This window comes from Paenibacillus koleovorans NBRC 103111, from assembly GCF_004000845.1.
Lineage (GTDB): Bacteria > Bacillota > Bacilli > Paenibacillales > NBRC-103111 > Paenibacillus_AA > Paenibacillus_AA koleovorans.
Window position 1 is genome coordinate 51790 of the sequence record NZ_BIMA01000019.1, and the last position, 17917, is coordinate 69706.

At 50.7% G+C, this 17917-nt stretch carries 13 protein-coding genes and 1 pseudogene; 2 read left to right on the forward strand and 12 right to left on the reverse strand.

Annotated features, from left to right (window positions below):
- Nucleotides 1-116 precede the first annotated feature (116 nt).
- Nucleotides 117-1337, forward strand: coding sequence for a stalk domain-containing protein (locus PKO02S_RS09035; protein WP_246066892.1), 1221 nt, complete (start codon nt 117-119; stop codon nt 1335-1337).
- Between the two features lie 257 nt (nt 1338-1594).
- On the opposite strand, the gene PKO02S_RS09040 is transcribed toward PKO02S_RS09035, so the two are convergent.
- The 6 genes and pseudogenes from PKO02S_RS09040 to pyrH all read right to left on the reverse strand — a co-directional run bounded on the left by PKO02S_RS09040 (nt 1595) and on the right by pyrH (nt 5776).
- Complete coding sequence (locus tag PKO02S_RS09040) at nt 1595-2233, reverse strand: type II toxin-antitoxin system PemK/MazF family toxin (protein WP_127581389.1); 639 nt, start codon at nt 2231-2233, stop codon at nt 1595-1597.
- Complete coding sequence (locus PKO02S_RS09045; RefSeq protein WP_127581392.1) at nt 2230-2778, reverse strand: hypothetical protein; 549 nt, start codon at nt 2776-2778, stop codon at nt 2230-2232. Before PKO02S_RS09045 ends, PKO02S_RS09040 begins: the two co-directional genes overlap by 4 nt.
- A gap of 279 nt (nt 2779-3057) precedes the next feature.
- A complete protein-coding gene (locus PKO02S_RS09050; RefSeq protein WP_127581395.1) occupies nt 3058-3414 on the reverse strand; it encodes a DUF1904 family protein in 357 nt (118 codons plus the stop codon).
- 24 nt (nt 3415-3438) lie between these two features.
- Nucleotides 3439-4415 (reverse strand): annotated as a pseudogene (locus PKO02S_RS09055) (MFS transporter).
- Between the two features lie 19 nt (nt 4416-4434).
- Nucleotides 4435-4860, reverse strand: a complete 426-nt coding sequence (locus PKO02S_RS09060; protein WP_127581398.1) for a MerR family transcriptional regulator — start codon at nt 4858-4860, stop codon at nt 4435-4437.
- A 178-nt stretch (nt 4861-5038) separates the two neighbouring features.
- The gene (gene pyrH / locus PKO02S_RS09065; protein WP_127581401.1) at nt 5039-5776 is read right to left on the reverse strand and encodes a UMP kinase; all 738 of its coding nucleotides are present in this window, start codon (nt 5774-5776) and stop codon (nt 5039-5041) included.
- Between the two features lie 340 nt (nt 5777-6116).
- On the opposite strand from pyrH, the gene PKO02S_RS09070 reads away from it, so the two are divergent.
- Nucleotides 6117-7004, forward strand: a complete 888-nt coding sequence (locus PKO02S_RS09070; RefSeq protein WP_127581405.1) for a pirin family protein — start codon at nt 6117-6119, stop codon at nt 7002-7004.
- A 492-nt stretch (nt 7005-7496) separates the two neighbouring features.
- Here the strand turns inward: PKO02S_RS09070 and PKO02S_RS09075 are convergent, their stop codons facing one another.
- Genes PKO02S_RS09075 through PKO02S_RS09100 form a run of 6 tightly spaced genes read right to left on the reverse strand, consistent with a single transcriptional unit; the run spans nt 7497 to nt 17886 of the window.
- A complete protein-coding gene (locus PKO02S_RS09075; protein WP_127581408.1) occupies nt 7497-9902 on the reverse strand; it encodes an S-layer homology domain-containing protein in 2406 nt (801 codons plus the stop codon).
- A gap of 46 nt (nt 9903-9948) precedes the next feature.
- Nucleotides 9949-12285 carry a GAP1-N2 domain-containing protein gene (locus PKO02S_RS09080; RefSeq protein WP_127581411.1) on the reverse strand — a complete coding sequence of 779 codons (2337 nt, stop codon included), beginning with the start codon at nt 12283-12285 and terminating at the stop codon, nt 9949-9951.
- Complete coding sequence (locus PKO02S_RS09085) at nt 12282-13535, reverse strand: TRAFAC clade GTPase domain-containing protein (RefSeq protein ID WP_127581414.1); 1254 nt, start codon at nt 13533-13535, stop codon at nt 12282-12284. Before PKO02S_RS09085 ends, PKO02S_RS09080 begins: the two co-directional genes overlap by 4 nt.
- Before the next feature lie 9 nt (nt 13536-13544).
- Nucleotides 13545-14183 (reverse strand): hypothetical protein, encoded by a 639-nt coding sequence (locus tag PKO02S_RS09090; protein WP_127581417.1) that lies wholly within the window; start codon nt 14181-14183, stop codon nt 13545-13547.
- A 26-nt stretch (nt 14184-14209) separates the two neighbouring features.
- Nucleotides 14210-15496, reverse strand: coding sequence for a vWA domain-containing protein (locus PKO02S_RS09095; RefSeq protein WP_127581420.1), 1287 nt, complete (start codon nt 15494-15496; stop codon nt 14210-14212).
- Nucleotides 15496-17886 carry a hypothetical protein gene (locus PKO02S_RS09100; protein ID WP_127581423.1) on the reverse strand — a complete coding sequence of 797 codons (2391 nt, stop codon included), beginning with the start codon at nt 17884-17886 and terminating at the stop codon, nt 15496-15498. The genes PKO02S_RS09095 and PKO02S_RS09100 overlap by 1 nt, the downstream gene beginning before the upstream one ends.
- Between the last annotated feature and the right edge of the window lie 31 nt (nt 17887-17917).

Below are 17917 nucleotides of genomic sequence, written 5' to 3' on the forward strand. Positions count from 1 at the left end.
TGTGTAAGGAATTGAGCGGGATGAACTATAGCCGCCCGGTTGAGCGATCGCTACAATGAGGGGGACAGGACAAGCTGGACAAGCTGAAGTCATTATGAAGAAGGAAGTGGTATTGGATGAGAAAAGGAAAAAAGCCAAGCCGCTGGCAGAGCGGCATGATCGGCTTCGCCTGCGGGGCGGTGTTTTTCTCGGGGCTGTCTTATGCGGCCGGCGGAGCGACTGGGATCGAGGTGTATTTCCGCGAGTTGAAGTACTATTTCGACGGGGTGCGGAAGGAGCCGCCGCCGGAGCAGCAAGGCTTCTTATACAAGGATACGACCTACGTGCCGCTGCGCTTCTTGACGGAGGCGCTGGGCAAGCCGGTCGGCTGGGACGACGCCACGAGCTCGATCTTCGTAGGCGAGCGCCCGGTCGGGCTGCCTACACCGACACTCGCGCCGACTGCTACGCCAACGCCTTCGCCGCCCGCGAACGGCGGATCGCCCGTCGGCTCGACTCGGCTGCAGGTGTTCCCGGCGGATAATCCGTGGAACATGGAGATCAGCGGTCTCCCGGTGCATCCGGACTCCGACAAGTTCATCGCCTCCATTGGGCTGTCTACACGGCTGCATGCCGACTTCGGCACCGTCTGGGACGGCGCGCCGAACGGCATTCCCTACACGGTAGTGGGCGGCGATCAGCCGAAAGTGAACATCGCCTTCACCGACTACGGCGACGAGAGCGACCCCGGCCCTTACCCGATTCCGGCAGACGCGCCGATCGAGGGCGGGCCGAACGGCGACGGCGATCGCCATGTGATCGTCGTCGACAAGGACAACCTGCAGCTGTACGAGCTGTTCAACGCACGCCCGGCCGCGAACGGCGGCTGGGAAGCGTCGAGCGGCGCCCGCTGGGACCTGACCTCGAACGCGCTTCGGCCGAAGCGCTGGACATCCGCCGACGCGGCAGGGCTGCCGGTCTTCCCGGGACTCGTCCGCTACGAGGAAGCCGCCGCCGGCGAGATCAACCATGCGCTGCGCTTCACGGTCAGCAAGACGCAGAAAGGCTTCATCGCCCCGGCGACGCACTATGCCTCGAGCAGCTCCGACCCGATCTTGCCGCCGATGGGATTGCGGCTCCGCCTGAAGGCCGACTTCGACATCTCCGGCTACTCGCCGACGAACCAGGCGATTCTGCGGGCGCTCCAGAAGTACGGCATGATCGTCGCGGACAACGGCAGCAGCCTGTACTTGAGCGGCGCTCCCAGCCCGCAGTGGAACGATGACGACCTGCGCAAGCTCGGGGCCTTGAAGGGCAGCGACTTCGAAGCGGTCTACACCGGACCGATCGAGCGTTAGCGCTTTGTCAGTTGCAGCAGCTCATTTGTGTAAAGCCAGCACTTGCGCTTGAATATATGTGGTTCTGTCCAGGTAATACTTATCGTAATCTATTCGCAGGTGCCTAATACGTTCCAAATCGGACCGCGGAACTTTAGCGGACTAAATTGCATCACTAAGCAGGAAGAGTTATACTAAGTGTAACCCAATTTTCCGTAGGGAAACAACCCTGCGTCAATCTCTTTACTTCCAAAAGCCGCCCTTCAAGGCGGCTTTTGTCATGATCCCATCGTCTTGTCGGTCGAAGCGGCTTGATCCATTGCTGTCTTAATTCCCTGAGTAGCAACCACTCGAATGCGATATTCGGCGATTTCATCGAGATTCATGCTCGTTAGCTGAGCCAATGCGCTGAGGATTCGCAGCATATCCGTGTCGTCCACTCGAGCGGTCTGACCCTTAATTCTATACGGGCTGACTATTCGTCTCTTATCGACCACTTGCGTTTGTTCCACTAAAGCTGTACTGTTTACTCGGGGATCGAATGGTCTCTCTAAGTCAACGTTAAAATACAGCTTGTTACCATACTGCTCGTCCGTCAATGGAATGACCATGACCGTATTACCTCCACTGGTTCGTACGATAACAGCTGGGCGAGTTAGATCCTGCTCCGATCCAACAACAGGCGAAAAGTTTACATTGTACACGCATTGTCGAATAATTCTGAACTTACCAGGGGCTCCAAAAGGTACGTCCGGGAGCCAACCGCTTTTTGCCTTGATTCGCATCTTAGTTAATTCCACCAGTTGTCCAGCATATTTGAGCGCATCTTCGGCAGACTCTGTTTCCAAATCACTATAGATCGCTTCTAGTAGAAGACGCACTTTCTGTTTTTCTTCGTCCGATTCTCGTAGCATCATTTCTCTCTACCTCCCTTATTGATTACTTCCTCGATCGGTACCCACCAAATTTTTATCAACTTATAAGCTCGTACTTTTTTTCCTTTTATGTAACGTCGAATCGTAATTTCACTTTTTCCTCTTACCACAGCAGCTCTTGGAATCGCTAGAATTCGCTTTGAATGGATGCCTGTATCCCAGTAATAAAACTGCTTAACGATGTCCTTTTCTAGACCGCTAACTTTCCTTCGAAGGACCAAGTATTCCTTGATAACAGCCTCGTGAGTAACAGTTGATGACAAAAAGGATTCTCTATAAGCAAAACAATGGCCAGCTACCTTTTGCAGCGACTTGTAGTAGAGATCACTTTCTTCTGGGAAGTATGTCATCCTGAATTGGTGGATCGACTCCCATAATGCTTGTATATGTTTGGGTAAGTCTAAATCAACGTACGGTCGTTTTTCATGGGGAAGGCAATGATTTATCAAGTGGAGCTGTTGCTTAATGTCCTCGATGAGGTCAATCAAAGCGCTCGACTGTATCCATTTGCTTGTTTGCTTATTCATGTTTTCTCCGTTAAGTGCCCTATTGTTTACAATATTTCATATTGTATAATTGATGATCATTTTGGTGTCTTAGTTCTCATAGTTTACATGCTTGCTTAGTAGTTTGCAAGATACAATAGAAAATATTTCTAAAGTCAGTCGCTTGCACTCGGATTCTGGCCTTACGTAACCGGGCTTGAGGAGCTGAAGGCGCCTTCGCGGATACCGCTCCTTAGAGCAATGAACGCCAAAAGGCTCATCTCGCCGAGATGAGCCGTTTAATTAAGGCGATTCGCCTCGCTAATTGAGTGGACTGGATTGAGAAATAGAAACGATCGGCTCGCCGTTCACATAGTAGCTTCGCTCCTCGTAAACGCGGAACGCGATTTCGAACTCCGGCACGCCGAGAGCCTGCACATGGTCCGCAACGGCCCGAGCGAACCGGTCTCTCGTCTCTTGGCCGCGCTCGAACCAACCGACCTCGATGAACGGATAGCTTGCCGCGATTTCTCCATCTACGATGGATGTCGTGAGCAGACATTCCAGCATGAAATTATCCGTGCCGCAGCTGCAAATAGACGCCAATTCCGCCACCAAAGGCTTCGCGACTGTCTTCAATCGGTCTGCGGGTATTCCTCTAACCAATAGATGAGGCAAGGCCCTCACTCCTCTTCTCCCAAATTAATGCACAGCCGCCTGATCGATGTGCGCCAGATGCTTGCGGTTTAACCACAGATAAATAACCGAGAGCACAACGAACACGCCGCCTACGAGAAACGGCACATGCGGATTGAACCATTCGGCCAGCTTCCCGGCCAAGTAAGGCGCGATTGCGCCTCCGATGAAGCGCGCCGAGGAACACATACCCGAGCCCATGCTCGTCCAGCCCCAGCTGCCCCAGCACAAGTGCCGCATAGACGAGCAGTGTGAAGAAGCCGAAGTTATATAGGAACGCCGTGATCCCAAACACACGCAAAGCACGGTGTTTCAAAGCGCGGAAAGGATCCAGCAGCGAAGTCCCTTGCCGCTTGACCGCCGCCTTCGGCTTGGGCATCATGAACAGGATCAAGAAGAACGCGACCACCATCAGCGCAGCTACGCCGTAAAACGGCCCCCGCCAAGAAATCGCGCCAAGCTCGCCGCCAAGCAGCGGCCCGACGGAAATTCCTAACCCTACTGCGGTCTCGAACAAAATAATCGATTGCGCCACACCCGACCGGGACAAGGACACAATCGCAGACAGCGCCGTCGCTACGAACAAAGCATTGCCAAGCCCCAAGCCGCCGCGCAGCCACACAAGCCCTCAGATGCTGTCGGACATGCCGCCTAGCGCGGAGAATACGGCAATAATAACGATCCCGGTGAGCAGCGTCCATTTGATACCGAGCCGAGACGAAATCACGCCGGAAACAAGCATAGCCACCGCCATCACAGCATTATAGCTGGTGAAACAACAAGGTCACGTCGGAGTGCGAAGCATGCAGCTTGTGCGCGATCGCTGGCAGGATCGGGTCGACCAAACCGAGCCCCATAAATGCAATGATGCTCGCGAATGCAATCGCCCAGACGGCGGTCGGCTGGTCGAACATGCTTTGTTTTTGGGTCGCCTCCCCGTGCAACGGCTCCTGGATTTCTAGTTTCTGTGCTGCGGATTGCATAATGTCTGAAAGTCCTTTCTCATGGTGTAAATTTCTTGATGCCGTCGGTGACTCGGGTATAGATCCGGTCGAGCTCCTGGCGGAATTCCGTCATCTTCTCCATCTTCTGCTCGATCATCCGGATCTGGGCGTCCAAACTCGTTTGAATCTCCAGCAGCTGCTGCAGCTGCTGAGCATCCTCCACGGTTTGCCCGTACACTTGCTTGCGCCCTTCCAGCTCCTCGCGAATGCGGACGAAGTCCTGAATCTCCTGCAGCGAAAAGCCAAGTACGTCACGCGCGTTTACGATTTGCTTCAGATGCTCAATATGCTCCCGCGTGTATAGCCGCATGCCGCCTTCCGTCCGTTCGGGCGCCTCAAGCAAGCCTAGCTCTTCGTAGTATCGAATCGTCCGCTTCGTCAGTCCGGATTCCTTGGCCACATCGTCAATTTTGTATTTGTTCACCTGCAACCTCCTTGCTGTTCAAATGGGATCGATCAATTTTTTATCTTACTCTACATCTAACATTAACGTCAACGTCAACCTTTGCACAGAAGAATGGTTATAGTTGTAAAAGTACAAGCCCGCCTAGACCATTCTTTACTCCGATCAGGCAGGCTCGCTCCATCCCACGGTGCAACCGCTATTCCAGCTCCATAACCGACTCCGCGCTAATGTACGTACCGGTATTATGCCCCGCACAGATCTGTTTCATCGTCCCCGGCTTGTCGAAATTGAACACATGCAGAGGCAGCTTGTAATCCCTCGCAAGAATGAAAGCCGACTGATCCATCACGCGCAAGTCCTGCTGCAGCACGTCGTTGTAATGGAGCGACTTATACTTCCGGGCATGCGGATCGTAACGGGGATCGGCGTTCATGACACCGTCCACCCCTTGTTTGGCGACTAGCAGCGCTTCGCAATTCACTTCAATCGCCCGCTGGACGGAAGGATAGTCTGTCGTCACATAAGGCTGTCCGTTGCCCCCGGCGAAAATGACGATGTACCCTTTCTCCAAGTGGTGGATCGCCCGCAGCCGGATGTAAGGCTCGGCCACGGTAGCCAGCGGGATCGCCGTCATGACCCGAACCTCCTTGTCCGTCTTCGCCTTCAGCACGCCGCGCAGCATCAGGCTGTTGATGACCGTCGCCAGCGTGCCGATATTGTCGGCCTCCGCTCGTTCGATCCCCCAACCTTCCGCCATATTCCCACGAAAAATGTTGCCCCCGCCGATCACCAGCGACACTTCCACGCCCATCTCCACGACGGACAAAATTTCATTCGCGATATGGTCCAGCCGCTCCGGCTCGAAGCCGAACTCGCTGCCGCCTGCGACGGCCCCCCCGCTTAATTTGATCAGCACTCTACGATAACGGGTCATGGCTGCATCCTCCTCTGGCTCTGTCCAATAAAAAACACCGAAGCAACGAATGCCTCAGTGTCTTATCGGAATGCTATAAGTAGAAATCGCAAAACGAGCGAGCCGTACAGGAAGCTTGAGTGGCCTCATCGTCATCATCATCAGCCGTAGCTCCTTCTTCATACGCCCACCCCTTTCGCATGCTCATAATCGTTCTATATTCTATCCTCAGACGGTGTAAAATGCAACTATTTTCGCATAGGCCGAATTGGGGTTTAAGGGTTGACAAATGCGCCGAATTGATTTATCTTAAAATTAAGATATACGAAATTAAGATTTCATTGAGAGGAGCTTGATTCGAATGACAACTGCATTCCGATCGATCGAGGGCATCTATCACGGCGCGCCTTTTCATATGGTGGGGGATGGTTTCCGCGTCTCGAACTACTTTCCGGGAGGCAACAACCTAGGGACTCGCTTCAGCCCGTTCCTGCTGCTGGACTACGCCGCTCCTCATGATTTCCCGCCGAGCAACACGCCGAAGGGCGTCGGGGCGCATCCTCATCGTGGCTTCGAGACGGTCTCGATCGCCTATGAAGGGTTTGTCGAGCATCACGACAGCTACGGCAACCACGGGATTATCGGGCCTGGGGACGTGCAATGGATGACGGCCGGCTCCGGTTTGCTGCATAAGGAGTATCATGAGAAAGAGTTCGCTAAACGCGGGGGCACGTTCCATTTTATCCAGCTGTGGGTCAACCTACCTCGAGCTCACAAAATGCATCCGCCTCGCTACCAAGAGCTGCTGAAGTCAAACATGGGACGCGTAGAGCTACCAGACGGCGGAGGGAGTGTTCGCATTATTGCAGGGGAGTACAACGGAGTGGCCGGGCCGGCTAAGACGTTTACTCCGATCCATCTGTTCGACATCGACTTCCGGGCCGGAGGGGTGGCTCGATTCGAGCATCCTTCCACCTATCACACCGGTGCAATTGTGCTTCGCGGCAGCGCTGCGATTAACGGCTCCACGGAGGCGAAGGCCGGCGACTTCGTTCTGTTCGGCTCGGAGGCTGGCGAGATTCAGATCGAGGGTCGCACCGACGATACACTCGTCTTCGTGTTGAGCGGCGAGCCGATTCAAGAGCCGATTTTCCAGCATGGCCCGTTCGTGATGAACACCCGGCAGGAAGTGATCGAGGCGTTCGAGGACTTCCAGTCCGGTAAAATGGGCAATCCCGACGAGCTCTGATGAGGCCGAGCGTCCAGGTATGGGACAATGGCGGCAGCTCATAGGCTTCCTCATGGAGAGGATTCCGCTATGAAATTTTACCGTACAGTATATACCTCTGAGCCAAATCAAGCCGGGCGGCCCGGTCACCATAACGGATCGGATTCACAAGCTGCCCAGCTATCTATGGGAATGCGTGCATGTCGATCGGCGGAACAACGCCAAGCCTATGGCGGACATTAAAAGCTTTCGTACGCCAACTGCTGAAGGGCATAGACCTTCTGCACCTCCCTATGCTCCCTCCCGGCTGGTTCACCATTCGGGCGCTTCTTAAGCAGTAGCCCTGGTTCAACCAATTTTTCTAACGGCAGCAGCTCAAGGGTGCTGCTGCTTGCTTTTCCTAGCAGGCAGACGGTCGTGAAGGCGATGAAAGCAATAATGGCGGAATTGCTGCCCTAATAAAAATGCTTAACCGATTCGTCTAAGACGATTTCGGTTAAGCTATGATTTATTTTATTTTTTTGGCGTATACGTCACACTAAATTCAAAGGGTTCGCTGTACTTGCCGTATTTATTTTTGGAAGTAACTGTAAAAACATTAACTCCAGGTACGAGTGTTACTGTTCTTGTGATCCGTGAATACCCTTCCTGCCGTCCGTTCACGTAAATCGCAGGACTGCTGTCGCCGCTATCGACCGCTTTCGCGGTATAGGTGAAGCTAGCCGTATTTACGGTCTCCGGCCAATCCACCGTAACAATGGGAGCCGGGATCTGATAAGTGACGGTGTAATTTTGAATCGGAGAGTACTTCCCTTCAATATTTTTCGCCTTCACTTCGATGATGTTCACGCCCTCAGTCAGCGTAACGGTCGTTTGAGCGCTTCTGCTGCCAATATCCTTTCCATTTACATAGATGCGGGGATATTGGTCGTTCTCATCAATCGCTTGTGCGGTGACAGCGATAGAGTTGACACTGGTGACCTCGGGAATCGGAGTTACTGTTAGGATAGGAGCCGAGGGGGTATAGTAGATCGTTTTGATTTCCTGTGTGACTTTTCCTTTGCTATTCTTGGCTTGAATTTTAAAAGTATTGACTCCCTCCGACAGCGTTACGGAAGTTGTAAAGCTTTCTGTCCCCATGTATCGGTCATTCAAGTACAGGCTTGCGCGGGAGTCATATAGGTCCGTAGCGCTGGCTTTAATCGTAATCGTTTTCTTGGTTGAAGTAGCCGGCATTTCATCTATTTTCAGACTTGGCGGCACAATCAAATAAGTTATTTTCTTGGTTTCTATTGTTGTTTTACCTAATGAATTTTGAGTAGAGAACACGAATACGTTCTCTCCCTCGATTAGGTTTAATGTTCCTGTGTATGTGTCTCGACCCTTGAGGGACCCGTCTACATAGATCGGCAAATCCTTGCCGTACAAGTCTTCCACCTTTGCTTTGTATTCCACCCTGTCTCGAATAAAGACCTCGGGAACCTCAAGCGTCAAAACAGGCGGCTTAATTATGTATTCGACCTTTTTCAACACTTCCATCGATTTCCCCAGACGATTGACAGCGCGAAAAAGCAGCTCGTTCATGCCCTCTCTTAGTTGGATCTTCTGTTGGAAGCTCCCACCGTTTACCAACGTCGAGCCATTTAATGTAACCCTGGTCTGCGTATCATTTAGATCCGATACGGAACCTTTAACCGTCAAATCCTTAAAGTTGACTGTCTCTGTAATTGGATCAACCTTTAATTCCGGCATAGGAACATTGAATGTAATGCGCTTCTGAACGGCCGTCTCTTTGGCAAACGCATTCGAGGCGGTTACTTGAATAGAGTTCGCACCCTCTTGGAGCGGATACGTATAGGACCAGTCTCCATTGCTGGCTACGTTAATTTTCTGGCTGTTCACCTGTACGGTCGGCATGCTATCGTTAATGTCCTTGACCTTGCCGCTAATGACCACCGATTGATGGTTCGTCACATCCGGAGCACTTACCGTCAATTCAGGTTTTGCATAGGCGAAGCCCACCGAATGGCTAATTGATTTATAACGGCCGTTCGGTTTCACCGCCTTGACTTCAAATATATACTCACCTTCCCCGTTCCACAGCCCTGTCTTAAATTCGTAGGTTCCGCTGTAATTGGGGACCTCGATGTCATTCACATAAAGCTTGACTTCTTTACTTGCCTTGCCGTATAGAGTAATATTCGGCGATTCCACCTTCTCCGGAATGGTCACCACTAACTCGATTTCCTTCATCACGGGGACCATCTTGGAGCCCAGAAGCCGAGAAAGCAGGGTCGCCGCGGAAGCCCGGTTCAAGCCAACCTTAGGCTTGAACGTGCCATCCGGATAGCCAGAAAGAAGATTGTTTTGAATGGCTGCTGCTATGTAAGACTCATTGCCTAGAGATATGTCGCCAGCATCGACAAACTTTTCCCGAATTAAGGCTTGCGGATTCGAGATGGAGGCCGGGTTAATTTCCATTCCTCTGACCAGCGCGATGGCCACATCTTCTCGGGTTATGACCGAACTAGGTTCGAAGAAAGGCTTGCCGATTCCTAGATCGTACCCGTTCAAATATTCTTTGACCGCTTCGACGTAGTACATGGACCATCGGTCCCACTGTACGTCGGAGAACGTATGATCGACTACCGTGGGTAGATCCAAGTCCAACCCCAACGTCAACAGCTTGGCGAATTGCTCTCGCGTAAGCTCATTGTCAGGCTGGAACGTTCCATCCTGGTACCCGTCCACCACCCCACGCTTGACCATGTCCTGTACCGCGCTGTATGACCAATGATCCGACGGAACGTCCAAGAACGTTTTGGGAGTTGGATCCTTGGCCCTGACAGATTCAGGAACCCCAGTGAGAAGTGATAGCAACAACCAACCCAGTATGTAAAGTTTATACTTTACGCTCATGGTCGTTTCCTCCAATCATACTCTACTTGCTCAGTACAGTTCTTCATTACTCACTTTTAATAGTTGAAGACGGACTCCTTGTTTCAACTTTTGAGTTACCCTTCGAGTCACTAAAGAGCAAAAGGATAATTACAACGCTCACCCCAATGAGCCCCAAAGCTAAAATACTGAAGGCAATCCATTTAAGTTGTTTCTTGTTCCAGATAAAGTACTTACTTCTCTTTGGCCTATAAATCTCTTTATACTCATCAACCTCTAGAACAGCTCTTAGTTGTTTCTTAAAATCCTTTGTCCTCATTAACTTTGGTTGCTTGTCTAATAAATATTTTTTTAATACTGGGATGTACGTTGCAGAATTCATAAACTTTCTATTGTTCACAGACCACAAAATAAAGTTGATTAACAAGTCCTTGCTTCCATGCACACTAACGTAGTCAAGAAGTTTATAATAGTCATATTCATTAACTGAGTCTGGAAAATAATAAACGTATGTAAGTCTATGAAACTTGGATTCGTCCAAAGTGTTCTGAAATAGTCTATGTAGTATATATTTCGCTTGTTGGGGGGTATTCAGTTTTTCCCATGCATCCAATATGTCAGAATCTTTTTCACTAAACAAAACCTTATATACCGCTCTAAACAAGCTCAACTTTTGCCCAAGGTCTTGCTCCTGGTCCCCCTGAAATCTATTTACTAAGAATCCTATCTCTTCCCATTTTTCCAATTCCATAGCATATGGATCTAACCGAATTAACAATTCTCCACATATCGCTTGTGAGTATTCGACGACTTTGTCATCATCTATCTTTGAGAAATACTTATCAATTAAGTTCAACACGGATTTAGCGGCAATAATTGGATTTTTTTCTCTTTCGACCACTTTCTTTGCGATTTGAATAATTATTTCCTGAAACCACTCCCTGTTGAGAAACTCTTCGTTTAGCCGGGACCAAAAACCGATTATTTCTCCGAATTCTTTTACTGTTCCAGCTTTTTGAATCTCAGCGATAACATATGCTTCCAGTACCCCGGGCGAATATTCTATCATCTTGGTAATAACTGAAGTAAATTTTTCATCTAGTCTTGGGATTGACTTCAACACCCAGAAAGAGTCGGAGGCATTGCGGTGACGATCGCTTATCTTGCAGATACACAAAGCTACTGCAGTGGACAAAAAGTCATTCAAAGCCTCACTTTTACCGAAGTTATGGAGCAAGCTTTGAACGTAATCCGAATCCGGAATAAAGTCAGGGCTTCTCATCAAATCGTCTGTTAACAAGGCTTTCAGGAAATTTTCCAGCTCACCCTTGGCCTGAATCGTTTCCTTTGTTAAAAACTGTGAGAGGAGCGTCAGCGTTCCGGGTCTATTTTGTCGGTACCTTGACCTTTCCTGATCGATTAGATAGAGGCCGCAGAGTTGATAATAAGTTGCTACAGCCAGTCGTTTCTCTTCCGCCAACCCTGCCAATGCCATCTCGCAGAATTCGAAGAAGTCTGTGAGCTTTCCCGAGTCCTTGCGATTGTCCCAAACGAAGTCCAGATAGTTATGTTCATTACCCGGCAATTCGACATTTCTGAATAAGTTCTCCCTAAAATCGAACAGCATGTCACGCTCCACACTACGCTCAGCCAGCGCGATGCTTCCCGGCTCTACGAACATCAGCTGGATATTCTGTTTGCTCTCCGGCTCATTATGATACGTAATGACTCCTAGCTGTCTTCTCACCGCATAGGGCAGCAAGCTGAATATAATGGCCGATAGCTTCTTTGCCCATTCCGAGCAGTCGCTGATGTCCACTTTCAGCGCAACATACACTTTCCGTTTGGCACCCGATTTGCCGCCCCCACCAATCGCTAACATAACCGCATACAAGAGCTGCAGGAACCTCGTTCGTTCGATGCCAAGCAAACGTAGCATCTCATCCGGGTCCAGCATCAAATGGTCATACTCAAGCTGCTCAAGCTCGGTTAGATCCTTTCCATTTCCGTCCCCAATTTCGTATTTATTCTTGAAGCTTCGGATTCCAAAGATACGGTCTGGCTCCAGATATAACTTCTCTTTCCGGTTTTCCGGGATGATAAACTGATGGACAAAAATCGTGCTGCGGGAACCCGTAAAATCAGAGCTTACATAGATGCTGCGACCGATTACAAGCTCCCCGTTCGACGACGGCAATACCGTCAAGGAATCCGGGAACTTGGAGTCATCCTCCTCCCTGTGCTCCAGTAGCTTGCGAGGAGCTCGATATACACAGTAGGACTGCAGCACCGACTCCACGAATCTCTTCTCTAGGGAAGGCGACATCGCGATCGTATCATGGCCTTCGTTGGATCGGAAAACCCCTTCGCGGCAACGAGTAAAAATATGCTGACGTATGCTCATGAGACGCCCCCCCGATCAATGTAACCCAGCTTGTGCAGCAGCCAGACGAACGGCTCATCGACACGAATCGGCGTCACCACACTCTTTAGCTTACTTTTGTCCGGGTTAGAGCCTAATGCAGATACCGCAAAGAAGGCCTTGTTCGAGAAGTACGCATCTACTGCATTTTTGAACGGCCCATCTACCTTAGCTAGGAACCTGGAAATTTCACCGTTGATGTTCTCAAATTCGTTCACGTCCAAATAACCCTTATGCGCTATGGTGCGGAAAACATTGCTGTTAGACTGAATATAGTCGCTATTATCCTCTTTTAGAAACTGAAGCATGTCGCTCTTCGTAAGCACGACAGCCGTAGGGATATCCGTTTTCCCACCGGGCTCGTGGGCAATGAAATTCTCATACAGACTCGAGATGACATCTTTGGGCTCGTCATATCGCCCAGCGAACTCTCCCTTGTCCTCTCCCAGATTCAGCCGGATTTTCTCCCGGATCGTCTTGATCTGAAGCGGGTCGACTAGGAACAGAATAGCTGTCGAGTTTCTAATATGCGCTGCCTGGAGGCTTAAGTACTCCCGATTGGTCATTCCCTCACCGGCTGCATCGAAGAACACCAGCATCAACGGCTCTTTACTCTCATCCTTGAATTTAAACTCGAACATATACGGTTCCATCTTTTCGACCGAGTTAGTGGCTTCAATCATGGTACCTCGGTCGAATATCGGTTCAAGAAAGCGCTGCTTGAATCGTGCGCCGTTCATAATTGCCAAACAGGAAGCATCGAAATTAGCTGCGGTTGTGTTCTCCAATGTGTGAATCAGTGAGGCTATGAAGACCGATTTTCCCACCTGGGAAGCCCCTACAATGGAGATGATGTTGCTTGGGACCTTTCCCGCCGAGACCGGTAATTCATTGTGACAGTCGGGGCATAATCGGAGATAGGTGGTTTCCCCGCCATTATCAACCAAGCCAACCAACACGTTCTCCGAATATTTTCGATTCTCGTCCGGAATCGTATTGGGATCGATCACCACCGGTCTATAAACCTCATCCATTTTGTATCGTTTCCGCCAATTACTGAGCTTCGTGTCGACCACTTCGCTGAACATATCGTCGTCCGTATGCGTAGCCCGGAACACAACATCCTCCGGCTCGAACTTTTGGAAGCAGTAAGGACATACAATACTGTAAAAGGGCGGCTTCTTCTTAGGTTCCGGCTTCGGCCTTAGAAGCTTCTTAATCAGACCTAGCATTTTATCTCCTCACTTCTCTCGAATCAATTCAAAAGCGTCGCCATATTGCTTGCCGTCCGACAGAAAGACACGCACATACTCGTCTCGCCCCACCTCGAATTGCGGCAGCTTCTGGCGTCCTTGCTGGAATTCCCGTCCGAACATATACATCACTCCATCGTCCTTGCTGAGCGGCTCGCTGCCTGGTTTCTTCGCGTAGCAGAGCACTCCCTTCGGCACATTCACTTCACAGAACAGCTCGATATGGGCCGGCTTCAGCTTACCGAACCAGTGAAAACCGTATTGGATGGAATACCGGATTTGAGCACGGTCTCCCTTTATCTGTACGAGGTTGTCCTGATCCAGTTGAGCGATAAGCTTCAACCCGCCCTCCTCTTTGACACAGGGGAAGAGACGGTATAGCCTGGTTCCGATAAACTCCGACTTTTCCCGGAATCCCGCCGAGGCGCGATACTCCTCTCGCGTCACCAGCTTCATATGCTCCCTCAGCAACTCTTCGACTGCCAGTTCCTCTCCCGGCTTATATGGATACACGTAAACATGCTGGATATCCCTCGGCCACTCCCAAGTGAGCAGGCACTCTCCTTGGTGACGTTGTCCTTTTGCATTCATAATTCTAGTGTGGGCCTGCGGTTCCACTGCATCCATGTTCCTTCCCCTTCCTGTCTCACCTTTCACTTGAAATGATTATAGGTCTGATCGGATTTCTTCCCCTGACCGAACCGTTCAGCACTTCTACCTTCCCGGGATCTGCTTGAGTCCCAGGTCGGGGCGGCCGAAGGTCGAGGTACAGGGACCACTACAGTCGACAATGTCATGACCACTGCGAGCAGGATGTCGGCTATGCCTCTGTACAAGGCAGGCTCTACAGTCACGCGCAACCCGATTTCTAGCACCAGGCCTGCCGCCAGTCCGACTACGGCACCGCCAATCATGAATCGCTTGGCCAAATGCTTATTGTCGAAAATGATACCGAGCGACAGCCCCATCAAAAGGCCGATTATTGAAATAAACAGCGTTCGCATACTTGCATAGAAAGCACTCTCTACGTCGTACCCTGTCCTCTCACCTACAAGATGTCTTGCCTGATCATCGCTGTAGATCGCCATGAACACATCAACAAGTTGATCGGCATTCGCAACAGGATAGAATCGGCCCCCTGTCTTGTTGGCGATCTGCTTCAGGAGCTCCGTTCCCTCATTCCCATCCACCATCATCCCAACCGTGTGGACCTCGATCTTCTCATCTCGGTAAGGGGCTAGAACGGTACCCATATCCATCTGGCTGAAGCCATCGGAAATGAGTATGACGGCACTTCGACGATCCGATTCTCGACGATCCTTGAGATGCTCCCCGGTGAAGGTTAAAGCCTGTCCGATATCAGTCCCGCCATCAGGGTTGACAGGAGTCTTCAGAACGGCGGTGACCTTCCCCCGAATTTCCTCGTCGCTCAATTGGACAAGCGGTTGGAGCAGTTGCGGAGCCTGATTGAAGAGCACGACCGATACCCGCTTGTCCGTATCCATCCGCCCTATCAAGCCTTGGGCAGCTTGCATGCTGCGACGATTCGGATCGGTAGTATTCATGCTTCCGGAAATATCGATGGCCAACGCATAGTCTCTGGCAGGGCCACGGTCTTGACCAAAGGAGAGGCCGTAGATGAACTGCAGGACGGCGCCGGCCACGAACAGCAAAATAAGAGAGGCTGGAATGGTCCACTTCAAGGCGTCTCGCAGATAACGATGCCGCCACGACGCCCCGTTCAAATCGGGTGAGATGATTTCCGCCAATAAACAAAACGAAGCGGTTGCGAAGGCTAAAATGCCAAAATACACGCCCATAAGGAGCGTCTCATGCCAGCTTCCTTCATAGGCACGAAGCAGCCATTCACCGGCCACGAACCCTAGAAAGCCTCCCGCTAAGCTGCCTACTAGCAAAAATACATTCCACTCACGACGCATTACCCTGCCTCCCCTTCCCGAATCAGAGACAAATCTATTTTCTCGGTAAACGCATCTTGATGGAATTGGTAACCATTAGCCAGATATTGATCGTAATAGGGCTTGGCGTTTCGATAGAACATCGTATCCTGCAGACGGAAACCGCCCATTAGGTTGAGCTTCTCCACCCCGCTGCGTTTCCGTTCGCTCACAACTCCAATCTTGCAGGAGCGGCCAGCCTGATCGGCTCTGAATGCATATTGTAGGAAATCGCTTCGGCTGTCGCCAATAAAATACTTTTCCTCATAGCGGTTGGAGTTGGAAGATCGGTAGACGTCCAAGCGAATCGCCGCTTCCTTCTCCAAGGTATCGAACAAGTCGCGGAACAGTTCCTGTTTTGTCACCGCTCCCTCGCTCTCATAACTTATGGTCGTGTTCGCTCTCTCCAAAAGCTCTTGCTCGAAAGACGCCTGGAAGAGACGGTGGGTGAACACTTCAATGTTCGCTACTTCGAGCAGGCGCCGCACGAACAACTCTTCGCCTTGCTCAAGTAGATGGGTGATCGTACCGAAGACCCGCTCATCGAAGAGACATTGCTTTCCCTTGCGTTTCTCCCATTCTTCCACCACAGTTCGAACTACTTTTTCATAATATTCATTGATATTCCTTCCCAAGTAATCGTTCGTTTCCGATCTGCTGATTCTGCCTAGCTCGTGGAGTATTCTTTGCAGTCCGTTCAGTTGCTTCACATGCACTTCGGCCTGCTGCCGAAGCTTCTCGAGTGTATCCGAATATGTTCTTAGCAGGGTATGAAGGAGCTCCTGGACAGCCAGCTCGTACTTCAAGCTATAAGTCTTATTCAATAATTGATGCGTATAAGCCTTGATTATGGACTTCTTGTTGAACCAGTTCAGTAAGGAAAATCTCTGGCTGTGCTCCAGATCCACTCGTTCTTGCGTCAGCAGACCCAGCTCCGCCTTGATCCGCTCGATCTGTCCACTCACCTGCTTCGTCCATTCCAGAAGTGTAGGGATGGGACCTTGCTTGTAATCTCCACGGGTCCATTCGAACAAGCTATAGGATCCATAGAGCGGATGCTTCAAAATCTGATCCTGCGCCCTGCTACGAATTTGATCTTCGAGCTCCCATTCCTCAAACCCTTCACAGGATTGGTTTATTACATGATCGAAAAAGTCTTTGGCCGCCGTTCCGTACAGGTCTTCCTCGGCTTGCTGCATCGGTGCCTTTTTTAATTGCTGATAGGAGACCGGTTCATGCATAATGCCGTACATGTCTCGGATCAATTGCTCCCTCTCCGGGAACAGCGCGCGAACTCTTCGCTCCATCTGGGAAAGATCCAGCCCAAGCATCTCCATGATATCTCTTGAAGGGACTTGACTGTTTTCCTGCAGGCGTTCCAACAGATGTCCGTTAAATTGACTCAGCACTGTCAAGGCAATGGCCTGATTGGGCCTACGAACTTGGGCGTAACCGGCAGAGACAAAGCAATTCCCAGTCCCGTCGTCGCGAACAATCAGATTCTGCTTGAACTGCTGGTTATTGTATGGATTATGCTCCGGATTCACTTCTCGCAGCGAATCTTGATTCTTAAGCAGATTGAGATGGCAGACCAGCTCATGGTTGGCTGCGGCTCCTTGCTTGGATACGATCCCCCGTTCATCCCTGTCCCCAAGGATGTATACGAGCTCGAACAGAGGGGCGGGACCATGCTTGCACGGTAGCTTGATGTGCTCCTTGGTTACCTCCAAGTCTGCGTGCATTGTATAGTCACGGCGCTGCAGCCGGTCAAGCTCTTGCAAGAAGGCAATGCTAAGAGAGGAGGAGTGTCCGAAGCCGTCTTCGTCCCCGGCATCTTCGGTAAGCGCATATAAATCCGCTTGAACGAGACGGAAGGTTTTGCTGAAGATGCTCTGACACAACACCGTTAATTCAGGCGCCAAAATATTGACTGGGTCGTCCAGCATCGTGACAACCGATATTTGAAGACGTTGCAGTGTGGGGTACATTCTCCCGTACTCGGCGATCTTAATGTTCATTCTGCGCAGAAGGACATTCAGCTCGAAGAGCTTATCCTCATTCAACAAGAATTGGCGATGGGCCTCAGGCCGCTCAGCTAGTCCGGCATTCGTGACGGCATCCATCTTCAAGCTGTAGATGTTGTCACGTTCCACCGTTGTGCCGGAATGAAGGTGCAGATAGACTACGCCTGCACTGTTCAGCCATTTGCGTGAATTCAATTGATGTACGGCAGCCAATGCATCCGCCGCCTTGTCGCCCAGGAAAAGAAAGACCATTGGGTTATTAATACTGACTCTTTCATCCCCTTCGTCTTGCACGTCCTCCATTCGAAGCGCATAGTCGTTTGCGAAGGCGGTTAATAGTTCCCTCATGTCTTTCCCCACCATTCTCGTTATCTCCTGC

Bases quoted from the DNA above. Each gene is read 5' to 3' on its own strand.
- PKO02S_RS09035 (WP_246066892.1), top strand. From the start codon at position 117: ATGAGAAAAGGAAAAAAGCCAAGCCGCTGGCAGAGCGGCATGATCGGC.
- PKO02S_RS09040 (WP_127581389.1), bottom strand. From the start codon at position 2,233: ATGATGCTACGAGAATCGGACGAAGAAAAACAGAAAGTGCGTCTTCTA.
- PKO02S_RS09045 (WP_127581392.1), bottom strand. From the start codon at position 2,778: ATGAATAAGCAAACAAGCAAATGGATACAGTCGAGCGCTTTGATTGAC.
- pyrH (WP_127581401.1), bottom strand. From the start codon at position 5,776: ATGACCCGTTATCGTAGAGTGCTGATCAAATTAAGCGGGGGGGCCGTC.
- PKO02S_RS09070 (WP_127581405.1), top strand. From the start codon at position 6,117: ATGACAACTGCATTCCGATCGATCGAGGGCATCTATCACGGCGCGCCT.
- PKO02S_RS09075 (WP_127581408.1), bottom strand. From the start codon at position 9,902: ATGAGCGTAAAGTATAAACTTTACATACTGGGTTGGTTGTTGCTATCA.
- PKO02S_RS09080 (WP_127581411.1), bottom strand. From the start codon at position 12,285: ATGAGCATACGTCAGCATATTTTTACTCGTTGCCGCGAAGGGGTTTTC.
- PKO02S_RS09085 (WP_127581414.1), bottom strand. From the start codon at position 13,535: ATGCTAGGTCTGATTAAGAAGCTTCTAAGGCCGAAGCCGGAACCTAAG.
- PKO02S_RS09090 (WP_127581417.1), bottom strand. From the start codon at position 14,183: ATGGATGCAGTGGAACCGCAGGCCCACACTAGAATTATGAATGCAAAA.
- PKO02S_RS09095 (WP_127581420.1), bottom strand. From the start codon at position 15,496: ATGCGTCGTGAGTGGAATGTATTTTTGCTAGTAGGCAGCTTAGCGGGA.
- PKO02S_RS09100 (WP_127581423.1), bottom strand. From the start codon at position 17,886: ATGAGGGAACTATTAACCGCCTTCGCAAACGACTATGCGCTTCGAATG.